General features: G+C 42.7%; 15 protein-coding genes. 11 read left to right on the top strand and 4 right to left on the bottom strand.

Annotated features, from left to right (window positions below; translation table 11 throughout):
* Nucleotides 1-311 precede the first annotated feature (311 nt).
* From ACFFGT_RS24445 to ACFFGT_RS24435, 3 genes are all read right to left on the bottom strand, one after another.
* Nucleotides 312-1,340, bottom strand: coding sequence for a SusE domain-containing protein (locus ACFFGT_RS24445; RefSeq protein WP_377025139.1), 1,029 nt, complete (start codon nt 1,338-1,340; stop codon nt 312-314).
* Nucleotides 1,341-1,402: 62 nt separating this feature from the next.
* Nucleotides 1,403-2,995, bottom strand: a complete 1,593-nt coding sequence (locus ACFFGT_RS24440; protein ID WP_377025138.1) for a RagB/SusD family nutrient uptake outer membrane protein — start codon at nt 2,993-2,995, stop codon at nt 1,403-1,405.
* A 31-nt stretch (nt 2,996-3,026) separates the two neighbouring features.
* Nucleotides 3,027-6,041 (bottom strand): SusC/RagA family TonB-linked outer membrane protein, encoded by a 3,015-nt coding sequence (locus ACFFGT_RS24435; protein WP_377025137.1) that lies wholly within the window; start codon nt 6,039-6,041, stop codon nt 3,027-3,029.
* A gap of 347 nt (nt 6,042-6,388) precedes the next feature.
* On the opposite strand from ACFFGT_RS24435, the gene ACFFGT_RS24430 reads away from it, so the two are divergent.
* Complete coding sequence (locus tag ACFFGT_RS24430) at nt 6,389-7,531, top strand: alpha/beta hydrolase (RefSeq protein ID WP_377025136.1); 1,143 nt, start codon at nt 6,389-6,391, stop codon at nt 7,529-7,531.
* Between the two features lie 14 nt (nt 7,532-7,545).
* On the opposite strand, the gene ACFFGT_RS24425 is transcribed toward ACFFGT_RS24430, so the two are convergent.
* Nucleotides 7,546-7,680 (bottom strand): hypothetical protein, encoded by a 135-nt coding sequence (locus tag ACFFGT_RS24425; RefSeq protein ID WP_377025135.1) that lies wholly within the window; start codon nt 7,678-7,680, stop codon nt 7,546-7,548.
* 108 nt (nt 7,681-7,788) lie between these two features.
* Between ACFFGT_RS24425 and ACFFGT_RS24420 the strand changes: the two genes are divergently transcribed.
* The 10 genes from ACFFGT_RS24420 to ACFFGT_RS24375 all read left to right on the top strand — a co-directional run bounded on the left by ACFFGT_RS24420 (nt 7,789) and on the right by ACFFGT_RS24375 (nt 17,235).
* Nucleotides 7,789-9,684: a RecQ family ATP-dependent DNA helicase gene (locus tag ACFFGT_RS24420; RefSeq protein ID WP_377025134.1), complete on the top strand. Its 1,896-nt coding sequence runs from the start codon at nt 7,789-7,791 to the stop codon at nt 9,682-9,684.
* Between the two features lie 378 nt (nt 9,685-10,062).
* Nucleotides 10,063-10,662, top strand: a complete 600-nt coding sequence (locus ACFFGT_RS24415) for a GIN domain-containing protein (RefSeq protein ID WP_377025133.1) — start codon at nt 10,063-10,065, stop codon at nt 10,660-10,662.
* Nucleotides 10,663-11,037: 375 nt separating this feature from the next.
* Nucleotides 11,038-11,628 carry a TetR/AcrR family transcriptional regulator gene (locus tag ACFFGT_RS24410; protein WP_377025132.1) on the top strand — a complete coding sequence of 197 codons (591 nt, stop codon included), beginning with the start codon at nt 11,038-11,040 and terminating at the stop codon, nt 11,626-11,628.
* A 144-nt stretch (nt 11,629-11,772) separates the two neighbouring features.
* Nucleotides 11,773-12,627 carry an oxidoreductase gene (locus ACFFGT_RS24405; protein WP_377025131.1) on the top strand — a complete coding sequence of 285 codons (855 nt, stop codon included), beginning with the start codon at nt 11,773-11,775 and terminating at the stop codon, nt 12,625-12,627.
* A gap of 33 nt (nt 12,628-12,660) precedes the next feature.
* The gene (locus ACFFGT_RS24400) at nt 12,661-13,404 is read left to right on the top strand and encodes an SDR family oxidoreductase (RefSeq protein ID WP_377025130.1); all 744 of its coding nucleotides are present in this window, start codon (nt 12,661-12,663) and stop codon (nt 13,402-13,404) included.
* A gap of 207 nt (nt 13,405-13,611) precedes the next feature.
* On the top strand, nt 13,612-13,953 hold the full coding sequence (locus tag ACFFGT_RS24395) for an ArsR/SmtB family transcription factor (RefSeq protein ID WP_377025129.1): 342 nt from the start codon (nt 13,612-13,614) through the stop codon (nt 13,951-13,953).
* Entirely contained in the window at nt 13,934-14,398 is a 465-nt protein-coding gene (locus ACFFGT_RS24390; protein WP_377025128.1) for an SRPBCC family protein, read from the top strand. Before ACFFGT_RS24395 ends, ACFFGT_RS24390 begins: the two co-directional genes overlap by 20 nt.
* A gap of 311 nt (nt 14,399-14,709) precedes the next feature.
* Nucleotides 14,710-15,318 carry a GIN domain-containing protein gene (locus ACFFGT_RS24385; RefSeq protein WP_377025127.1) on the top strand — a complete coding sequence of 203 codons (609 nt, stop codon included), beginning with the start codon at nt 14,710-14,712 and terminating at the stop codon, nt 15,316-15,318.
* 116 nt (nt 15,319-15,434) lie between these two features.
* Entirely contained in the window at nt 15,435-16,157 is a 723-nt protein-coding gene (locus tag ACFFGT_RS24380; protein ID WP_377025126.1) for a head GIN domain-containing protein, read from the top strand.
* 94 nt (nt 16,158-16,251) lie between these two features.
* Nucleotides 16,252-17,235 carry a cytochrome C gene (locus ACFFGT_RS24375; protein WP_377025125.1) on the top strand — a complete coding sequence of 328 codons (984 nt, stop codon included), beginning with the start codon at nt 16,252-16,254 and terminating at the stop codon, nt 17,233-17,235.
* Nucleotides 17,236-17,411: the final 176 nt, after the last annotated feature.

Raw genomic sequence — 17,411 nt, 5'->3', positions numbered from 1 at the left:
TGGATCATAGTTCATAGAAAAAATATAAAACAGGAAAGCGATGGGGATGACCTCATCGCTTTTTTTGTCTGAACTATGATTTTTAGGATTGCCTTGATATTATATGCTTTTGGGGATTGATCCAGTTGAAAGGGGAGTTCATGCTATATTCACCTTTATCAGGGCATCTTTAAATCGTGAAAATCACGGTTCTTTTGTGATCATCCTGTAATCCTAAAATCAGGCAAATCACGGTTCAGATCAAAAAGAAGCCCCGCAGGTTTTCACCATGCAGGGCCATATATAAAATCAATCAACTGCAGTTTTTGTGCCTATAGCTTTGTAATTGTAAAGGTATTGGCGTTAGTGTTTAGCACTATTTTGTATGTGCCGCCGGTTGTAATGGTATAATTACCTCCGCCTGGTGTAAGCGCTGCAGGTGTGCCGCCTAAGTTTAAATCCCAGCTGTGATTAAACCTGAACTTCATATCCTTGCCGCCAATTAAAGCAACTGTAATGCTCCAGGTTTTGGTGGTAGCATCATAAAGCATATCGGTATCAGTGCTCCAACCACCTGGGGTAGCATCACCAATAACACTCCAAAATACAGGCGTAGCTGTAAATGTGCCTTTGGTTTTATCGTTTTGGTCGATAACTACATGCAGTGCATAATAACCGGCAGCCGGTACTGATATATCACCGCCTTTGGTGTTAATATTACCACTACCCGCATCACCGTACGCGGTATCCCAGTTCTTTTTAGGGGTAAATTTGAATGCAAGCTTACCTGCAGGATAACCTATATAACCATCATATACACCATCATTATTTGGCGAAGTAAGGCTGTCGGCTGTTGCCGGGTCCCATCCCTGGTAAGCACCCGGAACATAAATATATCCTGTACCCTGGTATGGCAATACAGTTAATGTAATAACATTTGAGTAAGTAGCAGCCAGGTTTGGAGCAGCCGATGATTTAATACGCACCTCAACCTGCGATGGATCATTATAAGATAACTTTAGGGCAGTTAGCATATCATTAAGCACGCCTACCTTAAGCGTTTGGGTAAGCTTGTCTGTGCTTACTTCTCTCGCGTTTTTAAAATTATTGCCCTTTACATCTAACTGTACAGTATAGGTGATGGGGGCTTTATAGCCTGTAACCGGGGTTGCAGCCCAGTTAAAAGTAACCGCATCATTATTGGCGTTGGGTTTTGAAAGGGCAGGGGCGGTTGTTGTTGAAGTTAAAGCCCCCACTTTGCCCACGTTTGCTACAACCTTTACTTCATCTTTTTTACATGATGCCAGCATCAGCAGCGCGATACCGCCAAATGCCAGGAGCGTGGTAAATATTTTTTTCATATCCTTTTTTAGGTTTTATATTTTTTACGGGAGATACTTTGAGGGCATCTCCCCATATATTATTAATATCCTGTATTTTGTTTCAGATTAGGGTTAGCAGTAACATCTGCCGATGGTAAGGGGTAAACAGTACGGAAACTTTCAACACCTTTGCCATCTTTTGAACCGCCTTTAAACGGCCACAAGTAGCTATCCTCAACAAACTTTTTATAGCGGATCAGGTCTGTACGGCGGAAACCTTCCCAGTACAGCTCGCGGCCTCTTTCATCAAGCAGCAAATCGGTTGTTAAAGCGGTTAACTGGCCGGTTGTAGCGCTTTGGTAAGCACGTGCCCTTAACTTATTAACATAGCTTAAAGCAAGTGCAGCATCGCCGCCACCACCACGCGTAGTAGCTTCGGCATAAATAAGGTATTGCTCGGCCAAACGGAAAATAGGGATATCCAAATCGGCATAATCTTTACTCTGTGCGGCACCACCATCTATTTTAATGTTTTTAAATTTGGTGATGGCATAACCATCGGTAAAGGTGCTTATGGTATTGATATCAATATTTTGACCATCAGTATAAAACTGGGCACGTTTATCAGCACTTGAGGCACCATTGGGAAACAGGTTTACAAAAGCTTTGGTTGTACGTACACCAGCCCATCCGCCGGCAATGCCAAAATCGGCAGATGGCATTGAGCCGCCAACCGGGGCGTGGGTCATAAATGTGGAACCGCCATAGCTTTGGGTATGCAAGCCATCGTAGTTAATGGTTAAAATAAACTCGTTTGTGTTGAGGTTGTTATCGGCACGCATCAGCTTGGTATAATCTGTAACCAGGGAATAGCCGGCATCAATTACCTTTTTTGAATAAGTTACGGCATCAGCATAATGTGCGGTACCGGTGTAAACTTCAGCATTCAAATAAATCCGGGCTAATAATGCCCATGCGGCAGCTTTATCTGCGCGGCCGTATTCATTGCCTTTGGGCGCAGCAAGCGTTGGATCAATAGCTTTAAGCTCGCTTTCAATATAGGTAAACAGATCTTTGCGGCTTATTTGCTTTGGCAACGGCCCGCCCAGCGGATCACCTTCTGTTACAAAAGGAGGGGCCGCAAACAAATCCATCAAAACCGAATATTGATAAGCTCTTAAAAAGCGGGCTTCGGCAACATATTGACGAACTTTATCGGCATCGGCACCGGTAATGCCATGGCTGCTCAGGTTAGCATCAGACGACTGGCGGATGAAATCATTAACCAGTGTGATCTGGTACATACAGCGGTAATACAAACCGGTAAGGAAAGTATTGCTTGACGACCAGGTCATGCTGTGAAAATCAGGCAAACCTACGTCGCCCCAGCCTACAACGGCCTCATCGGTTGGTAGTTCCTGAGCACACCAGTACAGGCGGAAGAAATCAGAAGTACCCTCATCAATCCCCTGGATATCTTTGGTGCCATCATCGCCGGCAGGGCCTTTGTTACCTGTTAACGCAAATGCCCCGTATACTTTGGCAAAAGCCTGTTTATAACCCCCGGGGGTACTGTAAACCTGTGCAGCGGTAACGTCATTGGTAGGCAGCAGATCGAGCTTTTTGGTGCACGATGTAAGTCCGCCTGCAATCAGGGCCGCAATTGTTATATATTTTAATGAATGTCTTTTCATGTTAATTTTTCTTTATTGTTGATTAACGATGTTATAATGAAAGATTAAGACCTAACACATAAGTACGCGGGCGCGGATAAATGTTGTTATCGATGCCGTTACTAACCTCTGGGTCAAGGCCTTTGTATTTGGTGATAACAAATACGTTTTGCACGTTTGCGCTTAACCTGAGATTGCCGGTGTTATGAAACACCTTACCAAAGTTATAACCTACGTTAACATTATCCATGCGGATAAATGAAGCGTTTTGGATATAATAGTCGGATAGCCTGCTTTTATCCGATGAGCCTGTCATGCCGGTTGCAAGCAGGTTAGTTGAGGCATTATTTAAAATCCCTATACCATTAAATATGCTGAGCTGTGTGCCCGAGCTTGCGAAAACGTTGTTATAATTATAATTGCCAAGGCTTGCCCTTGCAACAAAACCAGCCGACCATTTTTTGTAGTTAAGGTTTGAGCTTAAACCAAAATAACCTTTAGGATCGGAGCTTTTGTAGCGGTACAGATCGTTTTCATTAATTATACCGTCTTTATTCCTGTCAACAAATACACCATCAAGCGGCTTGCCGTCGCTGCCGTATACCTGCTGGTAAACGTAGAAGGAGTTACGTGCGTAACCAACTGAGTTGATCTGGATGTTGTTACCTGTACCGCCTGATATTGCGCCGGTTGGTGCGCCGGGATAGCTTGGGTCAGGGGCCAGGGTAAGTTTGGTGATTTTGTTGGTATTGTAGGTGGCGTTAAGGTTAACATTCCAGGTGATATCGCTGGTCCTGATCACATCTGCACTCAGGTTTAACTCGATACCGTTGCTGGTTAAATCACCAATATTGGCTACAATGTAGTTTGTAAAGTTGGTGCCTGCAGGTTGCGGGATCTTGTTTAGTAATTTTGATGTTTTACGGTGGTAATAATCAATAGTACCGGTAATGCGGTTGTCAAGGAAACCGAAATCAATAGCTAAGTTAGTTGAAGCTGTTTGCTCCCAGGTACGGAGTGCATAGTAGCCACCCGGACGGTATAGGTTGTAAAAAGTATCGCCAAACTGGTATTGGGCGGTGTTGGTACTCAGGTTATAAAATGAGATAACATCATAGTTACCAATACCATCCTGCTGACCGGTAATACCGTAACCTGCACGTATTTTCAGATCAGATAAAGCTGTTAAGCCTTTAAACATCGATTCCTCTTTCAGTTTCCATGCAAATGCAACTGATGGGAAAGTACCAAACCTTTGGTTAGGGTTAAATTTTGATGAACCATCGCGGCGTACAGTACCAGTTAAAATGTATTTATCTTCAAATACATAATTTAAACGTCCGTAAACTGATATCAACCTGTTTTCTGGTTTATCAAACGGGTAAACCGGGTTGGTGCCGGGCTGTTCGGTGCCATCGTGTGCAAAATTGCCAAAGTTGTAATTGGTGATAGAGAAATCCTGGTAGGAGTAACCTGCAACCGCATCAATGTGGCTGGCTATGCTTTTAAGATCTTTAGCGTAGCTTAAATAGCCTTCAAATATGGTGTTTGATTGTGTTTGTTTGTATTGGTTGTTTAAACCACGGTGAGTAACACCTTTTGCATCAAGAAAACCTTTATAGTTTGAGGCTGCGCTATCTGGAATAATATTGTGGCCTGTACCTTTTGACACGTCATAGCCTAAATTAACGTTGGCATGCAACTCGGGTAAAAAGTGAAACTTATAATCTAACTGCAAATTGCCGATGCTGCGGTAAACGGTACTGCGGTTATCCTGCTGCTCTAATTGGCCAAGCGGGTTTAAAGTGGCAAGGTCTTTAAGCGGGCCGCCCGGTTGAGCAGAGTTATTTAACCATTCCCAGTAACCGCCAAAACGGCTGTTGCCTGAGTATACCGGTTTGGTAGGGTCAAAGCTCACTGCCGAACCTATAGCACCTTCATTGGCAAACCTTTGTTTTACCTGTGCGCCTTTAGCATTTAAGTTAACTTTCAGGTGATCTGTAAAAAAGCTTGGGCTTAAATTGATAGCGCCTGTGATACGCTGTAATGAGCTGGTTTTTAAAACACCATCCTGGTCAAGATAGCCCGCAGATACACGGTAAGGCAGGTGTTTTGTTGCGCCCGATACGCTGATATTATTATCGGTAGAGATAGCTGTTTGGTAGATCTGTTTTTGCCAGTCGGTACTTGCCGTGCCTAAAAGTGATTTTTGGGCTGCGGTACCATTAGCATTAACGTAATCTCGTACCTGGTCGGCAGTTAGCACTGATGCTTCTTTTGGGATCTTGCTTGCCGAAACCTGCGAGCTGAAATCAATAACAGGTTTGCCGCTTTTACCTTTTTTGGTGGTGATCAAAATTACACCGTTTGAAGCCCTGTTACCATAAATGGCTGCTGCAGAAGCGTCTTTTAACACCGAAAACGATTCAATATCGTTAGGGTTGATGAGGCTTAACGGGTTGGCTGCGCCTGAGATGCTGGCATTGCTGATGGGCACGCCGTCAATAACAATAAGCGGGTCGTTGCTGGCGCTTAGTGAAGCACCGCCACGGATACGGATGGTACTACCTGCACCTGGCGCGCCGCTGTTTGATATTACAGATACGCCGGCAACTTTGCCGGCAATTAACTGCTCGGGAGTAGTGATAACACCTTTTTGAAAATCTTTGGCGGTTACATTGGTAATGGCACCCGAAAGATCTTTTTTGCGCTGGGTACCGTACCCGATAACCACCACTTCGTTCAGACTTTTGCTTTCGGGCAGGAGGCTGAAATTTTCGACTGTGGCGCCGTTAACAGTTACTGCCTTTTTGATGGTAATATAACCGATGAATTTTACACTTAGTGTATAGGTACCGGCTTTAACATTGTTGATGGCATAGTTACCATTAGGGTCGGTTGTTGAACCAATAGTGGTACCATCGATAGTAACCGTAGCACCGGGGAGGGGCAGGTTGGTTTCGTCAGATACCTTTCCTTTAATACTCCCGGTTTGTGAAAACGCCATGAATGACATCATCAGGAAAGCACAAAGAAGAACATACTTTTTTGAGTAATTTTTTCTCATTTACTTATTGATTTTTATGAATAAAAAAAGGCTTATTTTGCCGGCTATAATTGGTTTATTATTGTGGCCGAAACAGCATGCGACTAATTTACATTTCCAAATATCAATTGCAAATTTTATGTAAAAGATAATTTTAGAGCGTTTAATTAATGCTTTTTTAACTTGAACGAAATGTTAAAATTTATTAAAATGATAGAGAAAAATTATTGTTTTTATGCGAAATTTGGATTTAAACACATATTTGCGAAATAAGTAAGTGTCAAGTTTACACAATAGCTGATTTTACTTTTATGCAATCAATTTCCGGGAACGTTCCCGGAAACGTTCCCGGTTTTACCTGTTTTATCATGATGAAAAAAATAATTTTCTGCGCGTTTTTAGTTTTTGGTCAAAATTTTTTGCTCTTTAGCCAGGTGAAAATATCCTTTTTTACCGGCAAAATAGCGGCCCTGAAAAGCCCGCCCGAACACCTGTTCCTGGCAGGTGATTTTAACGGCTGGAACCCTACTGATAGGGCATGGGAACTACTCAAAACCACGAGCGGGAATTACGTATTAAGCAAGGATTTTCCCACCGGCATTATCCATTTTAAAGTAACGCGCGGCAACTGGAACACAGTTGAATGTGATGCCGACGGGAAGGCTATCGATAACCGGAACCTGGTAATAAAAAGCGATACAAGCGTTTTGCTTGATATAGCAGGCTGGCAGGATAGTTTTGCACAGCCCGAAAAAAAGCATACAGCCTCAGCGCGGGTACATGTTATCAGTGAAAACTTTGAGATGCCGCAGTTGGGCAGGCAACGCCGTGTCTGGATCTATCTGCCTGCCGGATATGATGCAGCCCAAACAAAATACCCTGTAATTTACATGCATGACGGGCAAAACCTTTTTGACGAATATACCTCCAGCTATGGCGAGTGGGGCATTGATGAGCTTATGGATAAAATGCCCGCACAAGAGGAATGCATTATAGTTGGCATTGACCACGGCGACGAGTACCGCATGACCGAATATAATCCGTACGACTCAAAATATGGCAAAGGCAGGGGTGAAGATTATGTGCAGTTTTTGGTTAAAACCCTTAAGCCATACATTGATACATATTATCGTACACAAAACGATGCCGTGCACACAACAATTGCAGGCAGTTCCATGGGGGGACTTATTTCTATTTATGCCGCATTAAAATATCCTGAAGTGTTTGGAAACGCCGGGGTGTTTTCGCCCGCGTTTTGGATGGCGCCGCCGGTTTTTGACCTGGCCCGGCAAACCGCAATAAGCAAAAGCAGTCGTTTTTATTTTGTTTGCGGTGATGCTGAAAATGATAGTATGGTTGCGGATATGCAAAAAATGGCCGATATCATCAAAGTAAGAGGGATAACACCAGCCAATGCGCCTGCAATTGTAATCAAAGGTGCATCACATAATGAAAAGCAATGGAACGGTGACTGGCCGGGGTTTTATAAATGGTTGATGGGGGATAATTAACCACTTATTTTGCGTTAGCGATAGTAGCGGATACCGGCCATGAGCGTAATGCCTGCAGGCGTATGAGCGGATAGCGCGGGCCGCAGGCAACGCCATAATTCTGAACCGAAATTAAACGAATTAAAGAATTTCTCGAATTTTCTTTTCATTCTGCAAATTCTTTAATTCGTTTAATTCTGGTTCTGACATTAACCTTCTATTCATCATCCACCCCATTTTTCGCTTAAATTTAATAGTTTTGAGGTCAGCGCATACCCATGACCATCGACGAGATATTAAAACAGTACTGGAACCATGATACCTTCAGGCCTATGCAGGCCGAGATCATCCAATCTGTTTTATTGGGGAACGATACCTTGGCCCTGCTGCCCACCGGAGGTGGTAAATCGGTTTGTTTCCAGGTGCCTGCTTTAGCCAAAGAGGGGATCTGCATAGTAATATCGCCGCTCATTGCGCTCATGAAAGACCAGGTTGAAAACCTGCGGGCCAAAGGGATCAATGCCATATCGATAGTATCGGGGATGGGTCGTCGCGAGATAGATTTGGCGCTGGATAATTGCATATATGGTTCGGTGAAGTTTCTGTACCTGTCACCCGAGCGCTTGTTGAGTGAGTTGGTGCGCGAGCGGGTGAAGTATATGAAAGTGAACCTGTTTGCTATTGACGAGGCGCATTGTATCTCGCAATGGGGCTATGATTTCAGGCCACCTTACCTGCATATTGCCGATTTAAGGGAACTGCATCCGAATGTGCCTGTGCTTGCCCTTACCGCCACAGCAACGGCCGATGTTAAGGTTGATATCCAGGAAAAACTAAAGTTCAAAAATCCGGTAGTTTATCAGCAAAGTTTTGAACGGCGCAACATCAGCTATGTGGTGCAGCATGAGGAAGACAAGTTCCGTAAAATGCTAAGTATTGTTCAGGGTGTTAAGGGGAGCGGCATTGTATACGTACGCAGCCGGAAGGAAACCTTTGAGATAGCGAAGTTTTTGAGTGATAACGGAATAAGGGCCGATTATTATAACGCCGGTCTGTCGGTTGATCAGCGTTCCGAAAAGCAGGAAGCCTGGAAAAATAACCGGGTACAGGTTATTGTGGCCACCAATGCCTTTGGTATGGGGATAGATAAACCGGATGTAAGGTTTGTGATCCACAAGGATATCCCCGAAAGTTTGGAGGCGTATTACCAGGAAGCAGGCCGAGGCGGGCGCGATGGCAACAAAGCCTTTGGCGTGCTGCTGTATAACCCTGCCGATAAGCTGAAACAGGAAAAGATGTATGAGCTTAATTTTCCATCGGTTGAGGAAATTAAGCAGGTATATCATAACCTGGCCAATTATTACCAGGTGGCTTATGAAGCAGGCGAGGGGCTGAGCTTTGATCTGGACCTTGGCGAATTTTGCAGCCGCTTTAAGCTTGATGCCATTAAAACCCTCAATGCCCTTAAGTTTTTAGAGCGTGACGAATACCTGGCCTTTAACGAGAGTGTGTTTTTACCCTCACGTTTTCAGTTTGAGGTAGTTAACGAACAGCTATATAATTTCCAGATCCAGAATGCGGGCTGGGACCCATTCATTAAAACCCTGCTCCGCTCATACGGAGGCGCGTTTGAAAATTATGTGCGTGTAAAGGAATTTGATATTGCAAGGCGTACAGGCTTAAGCGTTCAGCAGGTTATTGAGGGAATGTTGCAATTGCAGCAATATGGCCTCATCAGCTATATGCAGCAAACTGATAAACCCCAGGTTACTTATTTAAAACCACGGGTACAGGGCAGTCACCTCATTATCGACAGGAAATATATTGAGCAGCGTAAGGAAGTGTACCGTCAAAAAATGGAAGCAGTTTTTGCTTACGCTATTCACAAACGCTGCCGCAGCCAGATGCTGCTCGCCTATTTTGACGAGGCTGATGGTCGTAAATGCGGCATATGTGATGTTTGTATTGATGAAAAACGCAGGGTAAACCAGGACGAGATCTTCGATAACATCACCAACGAAATTGTACAGCTGCTTAGCATCTCCAATCCAGATATCGGCGGACTGATAACCGGGATCAATATCGGTACCGAAAAAGAAAAAATGGAAGCTGTACGCCTGCTCCTTGATGCAGGAAAGATCAAGACTGATGGTGAGGCTTATTATTTGAGTTGATAGATTTTATAACGAGGTTCTCACCCTCCGTCATGCCGAAGAAAAAACGAGAATTCTGAAGGAGAAATGACATTAAACAAAGCGGGCCTGTCACCCTGAGCCAGTCGAAGGGTCGCGCGCAGAGGCCTGCCCACCATGCTTCGAGTGCCTCAGCATGACCCCATTTTTAATTGTGTCGTGCTCCGTTTTAATTTATCTATAAATTCCCTCCAATTTTTCTACCCCATTTCACCGGGAAAAATCACCAGCTTACCGACAAAAACCTGCCCTACAGCTAATTAAGCCCAATCTGCTGTAACGTTTTTTTATTGAGATCGTCATATGTGTGTATTCAATGAAAAGAAATAATAATCACTTGACAATCAAAATATTAATACCATGAAAACTACATTAACCGCCATCGCTACCGTACTGTTTATGGTACTTGGCTTCGCAAACATCGCATCTGCAAATACTGTTAAAAATGATGTAGGCATCGTTTTAACCGATATCAGCAAAATCAACAAAATTGAAGTTTACGGCAACGTTGAACTGTACATATCAAGCGGCCCGGCCGACCAGGTAAAGGTTTACAACCGCTATTATGCTGAAAATGCATTGGTTCAATCACAAAAAGGTGTATTGCGTATCTCATCATACAAAACCGAAAAATTGGTGGTTTGGGTAACCGTAAATCAATTGAGCGCCATTAACGCCTATGATAATGCAGAGATCAAATCATTCGGAAACCTTTCAGGCATTGAGCTTGATGTTAAATTGAATAACAATGCATCTGCCAGTCTTGACCTGGATACTTACAGCGCCAGTATCACCCTGAGCGGTAATGCAAAAGCCGAACTTAAAGGTAACACCAACGAATATAGCTTAACCCGCAACGCAACTTCAAATGTAAACAGCAATGGTTTAGCATACGCCCACGCCACCGAAACTTTAAATAAAGAAACCAAGCCAAGGGTTAATGAATTTGCAACTTTATAAACGCCATTTTTTTGAGGTCAATTATATATAGTGTAGCCGCCCTGAAAGGGGCGGCTTTTTTTGTTTGCCTTTGCGTTGTAAACGCAAACCCAGGTTATGCGCTCGTTGCAAATGAGCGCGAGCTAAAGGGAACATAAAACCATGTTCATTGCGAGGCACGAAGCAATCGCAGGGAGGCATAGCCGCCCTGTATAGCAAGCGATTGCCGCGTCGCTCCCACGCTCATTTTCGTTTCGCTCCTCGCAATGACATGGTTTATTAATATCTGATCATAAACCCTTCTTTCATCCCAATGTCATCAAATAAAATACAGCTTCAATAAATTTTTATTTTCGACTTTTTAGTCTAATTTTGATTCATCAAACAAAAACAACAATGGGTAAAGCAGAAAGAACCAGGCAATTCATTATAGAGACGGCAGCGCCGATCTTTAATGAAAAAGGTATTGCCGGTACTACCATTGATGATATCCTCGCCGCCACAAAAATGGCGAAGGGTGGGCTTTACGGACACTTTGAAAGCAAGGATGAAATTGCCAAAGTAATGGTTAATTACCTGCTTGATAAACTGAACGATAAAGTAATAGCTGTTGTAAGCAAGGAAAAAACGGCCATTAAAAAGGTATTTGCTTTTATTGATCTTTATAAAGATCCGATAAATTCATATATAGACGGCGGCTGTCCCATACTCAATTTTGGTGTTGAAGCCGACGATAATAATCCCATGCTTAAACAAAGGTTGAAAATTCAGATTGAGGAAGGGCAAAAGATCTTTACCGAAATTATAAACAAGGGTATTGCAGATGGTGAAATATCTTCTGAAATAGATGCGGCAGATTATGCGCTGAAAATGTTTGCCTCACTGGAAGGGGGGATGCTGGTGTCAAGGGTTACCGGGAGCAGTAAATATATGAACAGCCTGGTGCGTATGCTCAAAAATGAATTAAGGCAATATGAACTGAAATGATTTTTTTTGATTAAAAATAGACTTTTAAGTCGATTTTTAATCGGGATATAAAATAAAATACAGAAAACCGGAAACGGTCTTTTTTTAAAGAATAAAAACGACTAAAAAGTCTAAAAATAAAACACAATAAAACAAGCAATAATCATGAAAACTCAAAAAGTAATATTAGTTACCGGCGCTTCAAAAGGCTTCGGTTTAGAGATAGCAAAAACGGCATTAGCAGCCGGCGATAAAGTAATAGCAACTGTACGCAGCAAAGCCGGTCAGCTTGCCGCTTCATTAGATAATAACCCAAACCTGTTGGTAGTAACCATGGATGTAACCAATGAAGCACAGGTTAAAGCTGCAGTAGCTGAAGGTTTATTACGCTTTGGCAAAATCGACGTAGTGATCAACAACGCCGGTTATGGTATTGTGACCGCTATTGAAGAAGCTACCGATGCTGAAGTAAAAGCACAGTATGATACCAATGTGTTTGGCTTACTGAATGTACTTCGCGCTGTATTGCCTCATTTACGTGCCCAAAGATCAGGTCATATCATCAACGTATCATCATTATTTGGCTTTGGCGCTATCCCCGGCTGGGCATTATACGGTTCGACTAAGTTTGCAGTTGAAGGTATTTCAAAAGGCCTTGCACTTGAACTTGAACCGCTTAATATTAAAGTAACTGTAGTTGAGCCAGGTTTGTTCAGTACCGACTTCCTGAGCGCCGAATCATACAGTGCTTCGAAGAATATCATTGCCGATTATGCTGCTACAGTTGGCCCGATGAGGGATGGCGCTGATCAGCTGCACGGTAACCAACCCGGCGATCCCAAGAAACTGGCAAAAGTAGTTGTTGATATTGCCCACAATGAAAACCCTCCGTTACACCTGCCTATTGGCAAGGATGCTGTAGGTATGTATAAAGCCAATGCCGAAAAAACAAACAAGGAAATTGATCAATGGATTGAGGTATCAACCAGTACCGATCATGATCATGTTGCTGCAAACTAATTAATCAAAATTCACTCATAAAATAGAAATATCATGTCAACTAAAAAAATAGCCTTAATAACAGGCGCAAACCGCGGGATTGGTTTTGAAACCGCCAAACAATTAGGCGAAAAAGGCGTGGCCGTAATAGTAGCCGCCCGCAAACTAAATGCTGCTGAAGAAACAGCTGCTCAATTAACTGAACAAGGTATTGAGGCATACGGTGTTCAGCTGGATGTTACTAATGCCGATGAAAGAAAAGCGGTTGCAGCTTATATCGAAGATAAATTCGGCAAGCTGGATATCCTGGTAAATAATGCAGGTGTTGGTCCTAAGGAAGATGACCTTTTTGTTAAAAAGACAGCTGCTACAACTGCCGATGAATTTGAATACATCTTTAATACCAATTTGTTCAGCGTTGTATATTTAACTAACGAACTGTTGCCATTGCTTAAAAAGAGTGAAGCCGGCCGCATCGTTAACTTATCGAGCATTTTAGGTTCACTTACTTTACATGCTGATCCAACCAGTCCGATAGCTGATTTTAAACGTTTGTCGTACGCTGCATCAAAAACCGCTTTAAATGTGTTTACCGTTCTTTTGGCCGATGAGCTTAAGGATACTAATATTAAAGTGAACTCTGCACATCCAGGCTGGGTACAAACAGAACTGGGCAGTGTCGAACACGCACCAATGACTGTTCCTGAGGGCGCCAAAACCAGTGTTGAACTGGCTCTTATTGGCGAGGATGGCCCTAACGGCAGGTTCATTCACCTTGGCGAAGAACTTCCATGGTAAATTGAACTGACCTCAATTGTTTTCTGGAGCGTCGTTGCCTGTAATAGGGGAGCGGCGTTTTTTGTTTTCCATTAGTTCCCGGATAAGGCTATTACAACCTTGATTATCAATTTTCCTCAGATGTTTTTGCTTATTGACAAGAATGTAAAAAAAACTTGCGCAAGTAAATGCTTGCATTTATATTTGCAAGCATTTACTTGCGCAATTATGAAAGCCAGACGAGACGTTTACCAGGCCATAGCCGACCCCACCCGGAGAGCCATCATTAATATGATTGCCTCTCAGCCCCATAATGTAAATACTATAGCCGCAAACTTTGATGTTACACGCCAGGCCATTTCATTGCATATCCAGATCCTGGCCGACTGCGGTCTTATTAACGTTAAACAACAAGGCCGTGACCGGATCTGCGAAGCCAGACTTGATCAGCTCGGCGAAATATCTGCCTGGGTTGACCAATATCGTCAGCATTGGGAAAGTAAATTGGATAGTCTTGAGAAATATGTAGCACAACTTAAAAATGAGAGAAATGGAAAACAATCAAAGTAACACTGCCGATCGCGAATTACGCTTAACAAGAACATTAGATGCCCCTGTTGAATTGGTATGGGAAGTTTGGACCCAGCCCGAACATATTGCCCAATGGTGGGGGCCTAACGGCTTCACCAATACCATCAGTAAAATGGAAATTAAACCGGGAGGGGAGTGGGATTTAGTGATGCACGGCCCCGATGGAACCGATTATAAGAACAAAAGTGTATTTAAAGAGGTCATCCCGCTTAAAAAGATAGTGTACGAGCATGTGAGCAGCCCTAAGTTTGTTGCGACTATTGAGTTTGAAGCAAATGGTGAGCAAACCTTTCTGAGTTGGCATATGCTTTTTGAATCGCATGAGCAGTTTGTACAAGTGGTGAAAACGTTTAAAGCTGATGAAGGATTGAAACAAAATATAGAAAAGCTGAACCAGTATTTGAAAGATGTAAGTAAGAGATAAACTTTATTCAATAACAACATAGATATCTTCTTCTTTTAATTTGTAAAGCGTTATTATTCGATAACGCTTTTTGTTTTTATAGCTATTGACACCCGCACATCCCAACTTTCATCTGCACACCTGAAATCTGCACATTTAGAATCAAAAATTCTTCCGCTGTTTACCGATGTAATTCCGCTGTTCGCCGACTAAAACCTGCTGTACATCTAATTTGCCCGAAACCGCTGTAACGTTTTAAAAATGAGGGCGTCTTATCTGTGTATTAAATGAAATAGAAACACAAATAATTGACACTCAAAATATTAATCATCATGAAAACTACAATATTAACAATCGCAACCTCTTTAGTTTTAGCACTTGGAGTATCAACTGCAGCCACTGCAGCAACCAAAATCGATAACGGCGCAGCCGTAGTTTTAAACAATGTAAGCAAGATCAGCAAGATCGAAGTTCGCGGTAACGTTGAAGTATATGTATCAGCAGGCGAAAATGATAATGTTAAAGTTTACAACAAATATTACTCAGAAAGCGCTCTTGTACAAAACAACAACGGTACCTTACGTATCACCTCATACAAAAACGAAAAACTGGTAGTTTGGGTAACTGCAAATGATCTTAAAACTATCAATGCCTATGACAATGCCGAAGTTAAATCATTCGGAAAACTTACAGCCCTTGATCTTAGTGTTAACCTTTACAACAATGCATCAGCTAAATTAAACGTTGACGCTTATGCAGCAACAGTTAACGTTAATGACCACGCTAAAGCTGAGTTTACCGGTACTGCCGATGTTTACACCCTGAACCACACCCGCGAATCATTTGTAAACAACAACGCTTTTGCCGCAGTAAGCTTTACCGATAAAGTAACCAATGCCCCTGCTAAATACACAGTTGAAAACGAAATGGCAGGTCTTTAATAATTTACTTTTGCAAAAGTCTATCATATATTCAAAAGCTATCACCTAAAATGTGGTAGCTTTTTTTAATTTTGATGTAACACTAAACCGCCAATTGGCGTCATAACACCAAAACCATGAAAAAATACCTTTCTACCTTCACTATAGCAAGCGCGTTAATAACTACAGGCATATTATCATCATGTAATTACAGGTGCGTGCACGGCTCTGGTAATCAAACCACCGAAAAGCGTAAGGCCGAAGATTTTAAAAAAGTTGAAATTTCAGGCGCTTTTAAAGTACACATAAAACAGGATAGCTCGTTAACTATCGATATCAAAGCCGATGACAACCTGATCAAATATATTTCAACTTCGGTTGAAGGTGGCGTGCTGCACATTAAATCAAAAAAGAATTTCTGTGATCCCGGCGATATGGTGATCAATATCGGTGTGAAAAACCTTGATGAAATAAAGGCGTCCGGTGCGGTTGAAGTTAATTCGGACGGTAAAATAAACGCCAAAGATTTTAACCTCGATCTTTCGGGTGCTACCAAAATAAACCTTGACCTTAACGCTGCCAACGTTTCAACCGATGGCAGCGGTGCTACAGAGGTACATCTTACAGGCCAGGCTGCATCGCACAAAATTGACCTGAGCGGCGCCGGTAAAATAGATGCCTTTGATTTTGTTGTAGGTGATTATGATATTGAAACATCAGGTATTGCCCATTGCAAGATCAATGTGCTTAAAACTTTGAACGTGCATACCAGCGGCGCGTCTGAAATTCAGTATAAAGGCTCACCATCTACCGTTAATAACGATAAATCGGGTGCTTCATCTATCAAAAAAGTTGACTGATCGACCTTAATAATAATTAACAAAGAGGCCGGGGATCTAACTAATTCACGGCCTTTTTAACTTATTAACCACCTATCACTAATTGAAAATTTCAATGAGAAAATTTTTAAAATGGACGGCCTATGTAGTAATTGTGCTCGTCCTTATCGCTGTTGCCGGCATCTCGTACATAACACTGGCATTGCCCAATGTGGGCCAGCCCGAAGCAATTAAAGTAGATGCCACGCCGCAGCGTATAGCCCGCGGCAAGTACCTTGCTAATAATGTAACTGTTTGCCTGGATTGTCACTCGACCCGGAACTGGAGCAAATTTGCAGGCCCTTCCGATTCGACCGTTTTAGGCGCCGGAGGTGAAAAGTTTGATGCTTCGGCAGGTTTCCCCGGTACGGTGTATTCGCCTAATATTACCCCTTTAAATTTAAGCGGCTGGACAGATGGCGAGATCTTCAGGGCGATGACCACGGGTGTAAAAAAAGACGGCTCGGCCATATTCCCGATAATGCCCTGGCCATACTATGCGAAAATGGATAGGGAAGACCTTTACTCTATCATCGCTTATATGCGCACGTTAAAGCCTGCAGGTAAAAACTACCCAGGTCACCAACTTGATTTTCCGCTGAATATTATTGTACATACCATGCCGCAAAAAGCAGCACCGGGCAATATCCCCAGCCCGGCAGATACTGTTAAATATGGGGCTTATTTGCTAAACGCAGCGGCTTGTAAAGAATGTCATACACAATCAAATAAAGGGCAACTTAATGAGGCTATGGCTTTTGCCGGCGGACAAGGTTATATAGTACCGGGAGGCGGCAAAGTATTTTCGGCCAATATTACACCTGATAGAGAAACCGGTATTGGCAGCTGGACAAAAGAGCAGTTTGTAGGGCGGTTTACCCAATACGCTTATGGTAAAATACAACCAACACTGGTAAAACCGGGCGAATTTCAAACCATTATGCCGTGGTGGAGATATGGCAGTATGAAGGTATCGGATCTGGAAGCAATTTATGCGTATTTGAAAACGATAAAGCCCATTAGTAACCGTGTTGTAAATTTTGAAAGGAATGGGAAATAGAGATTAGAGGTTAGTTGGGTTTAACGCCCGGTTTTATGGGCAGTGCGTTGGCCGCGTTAGATTCTGTGTTGATATGCAAAAGTTATTTTTTTATTTTTGTGTCTTAGGCGGCTTTATGTTAGCCTGTTTAGGGCAGTCCTTCTATTGAGGTGACTGCTCTAACTATTTTGGTCTAT

Source organism: Mucilaginibacter angelicae, assembly GCF_042434235.1.
Taxonomy (GTDB): Bacteria; Bacteroidota; Bacteroidia; order Sphingobacteriales; family Sphingobacteriaceae; genus Mucilaginibacter; species Mucilaginibacter angelicae.
Note: the sequence above shows the minus strand (reverse complement) of the source record. Positions and strands in the feature narration are given on the sequence as shown.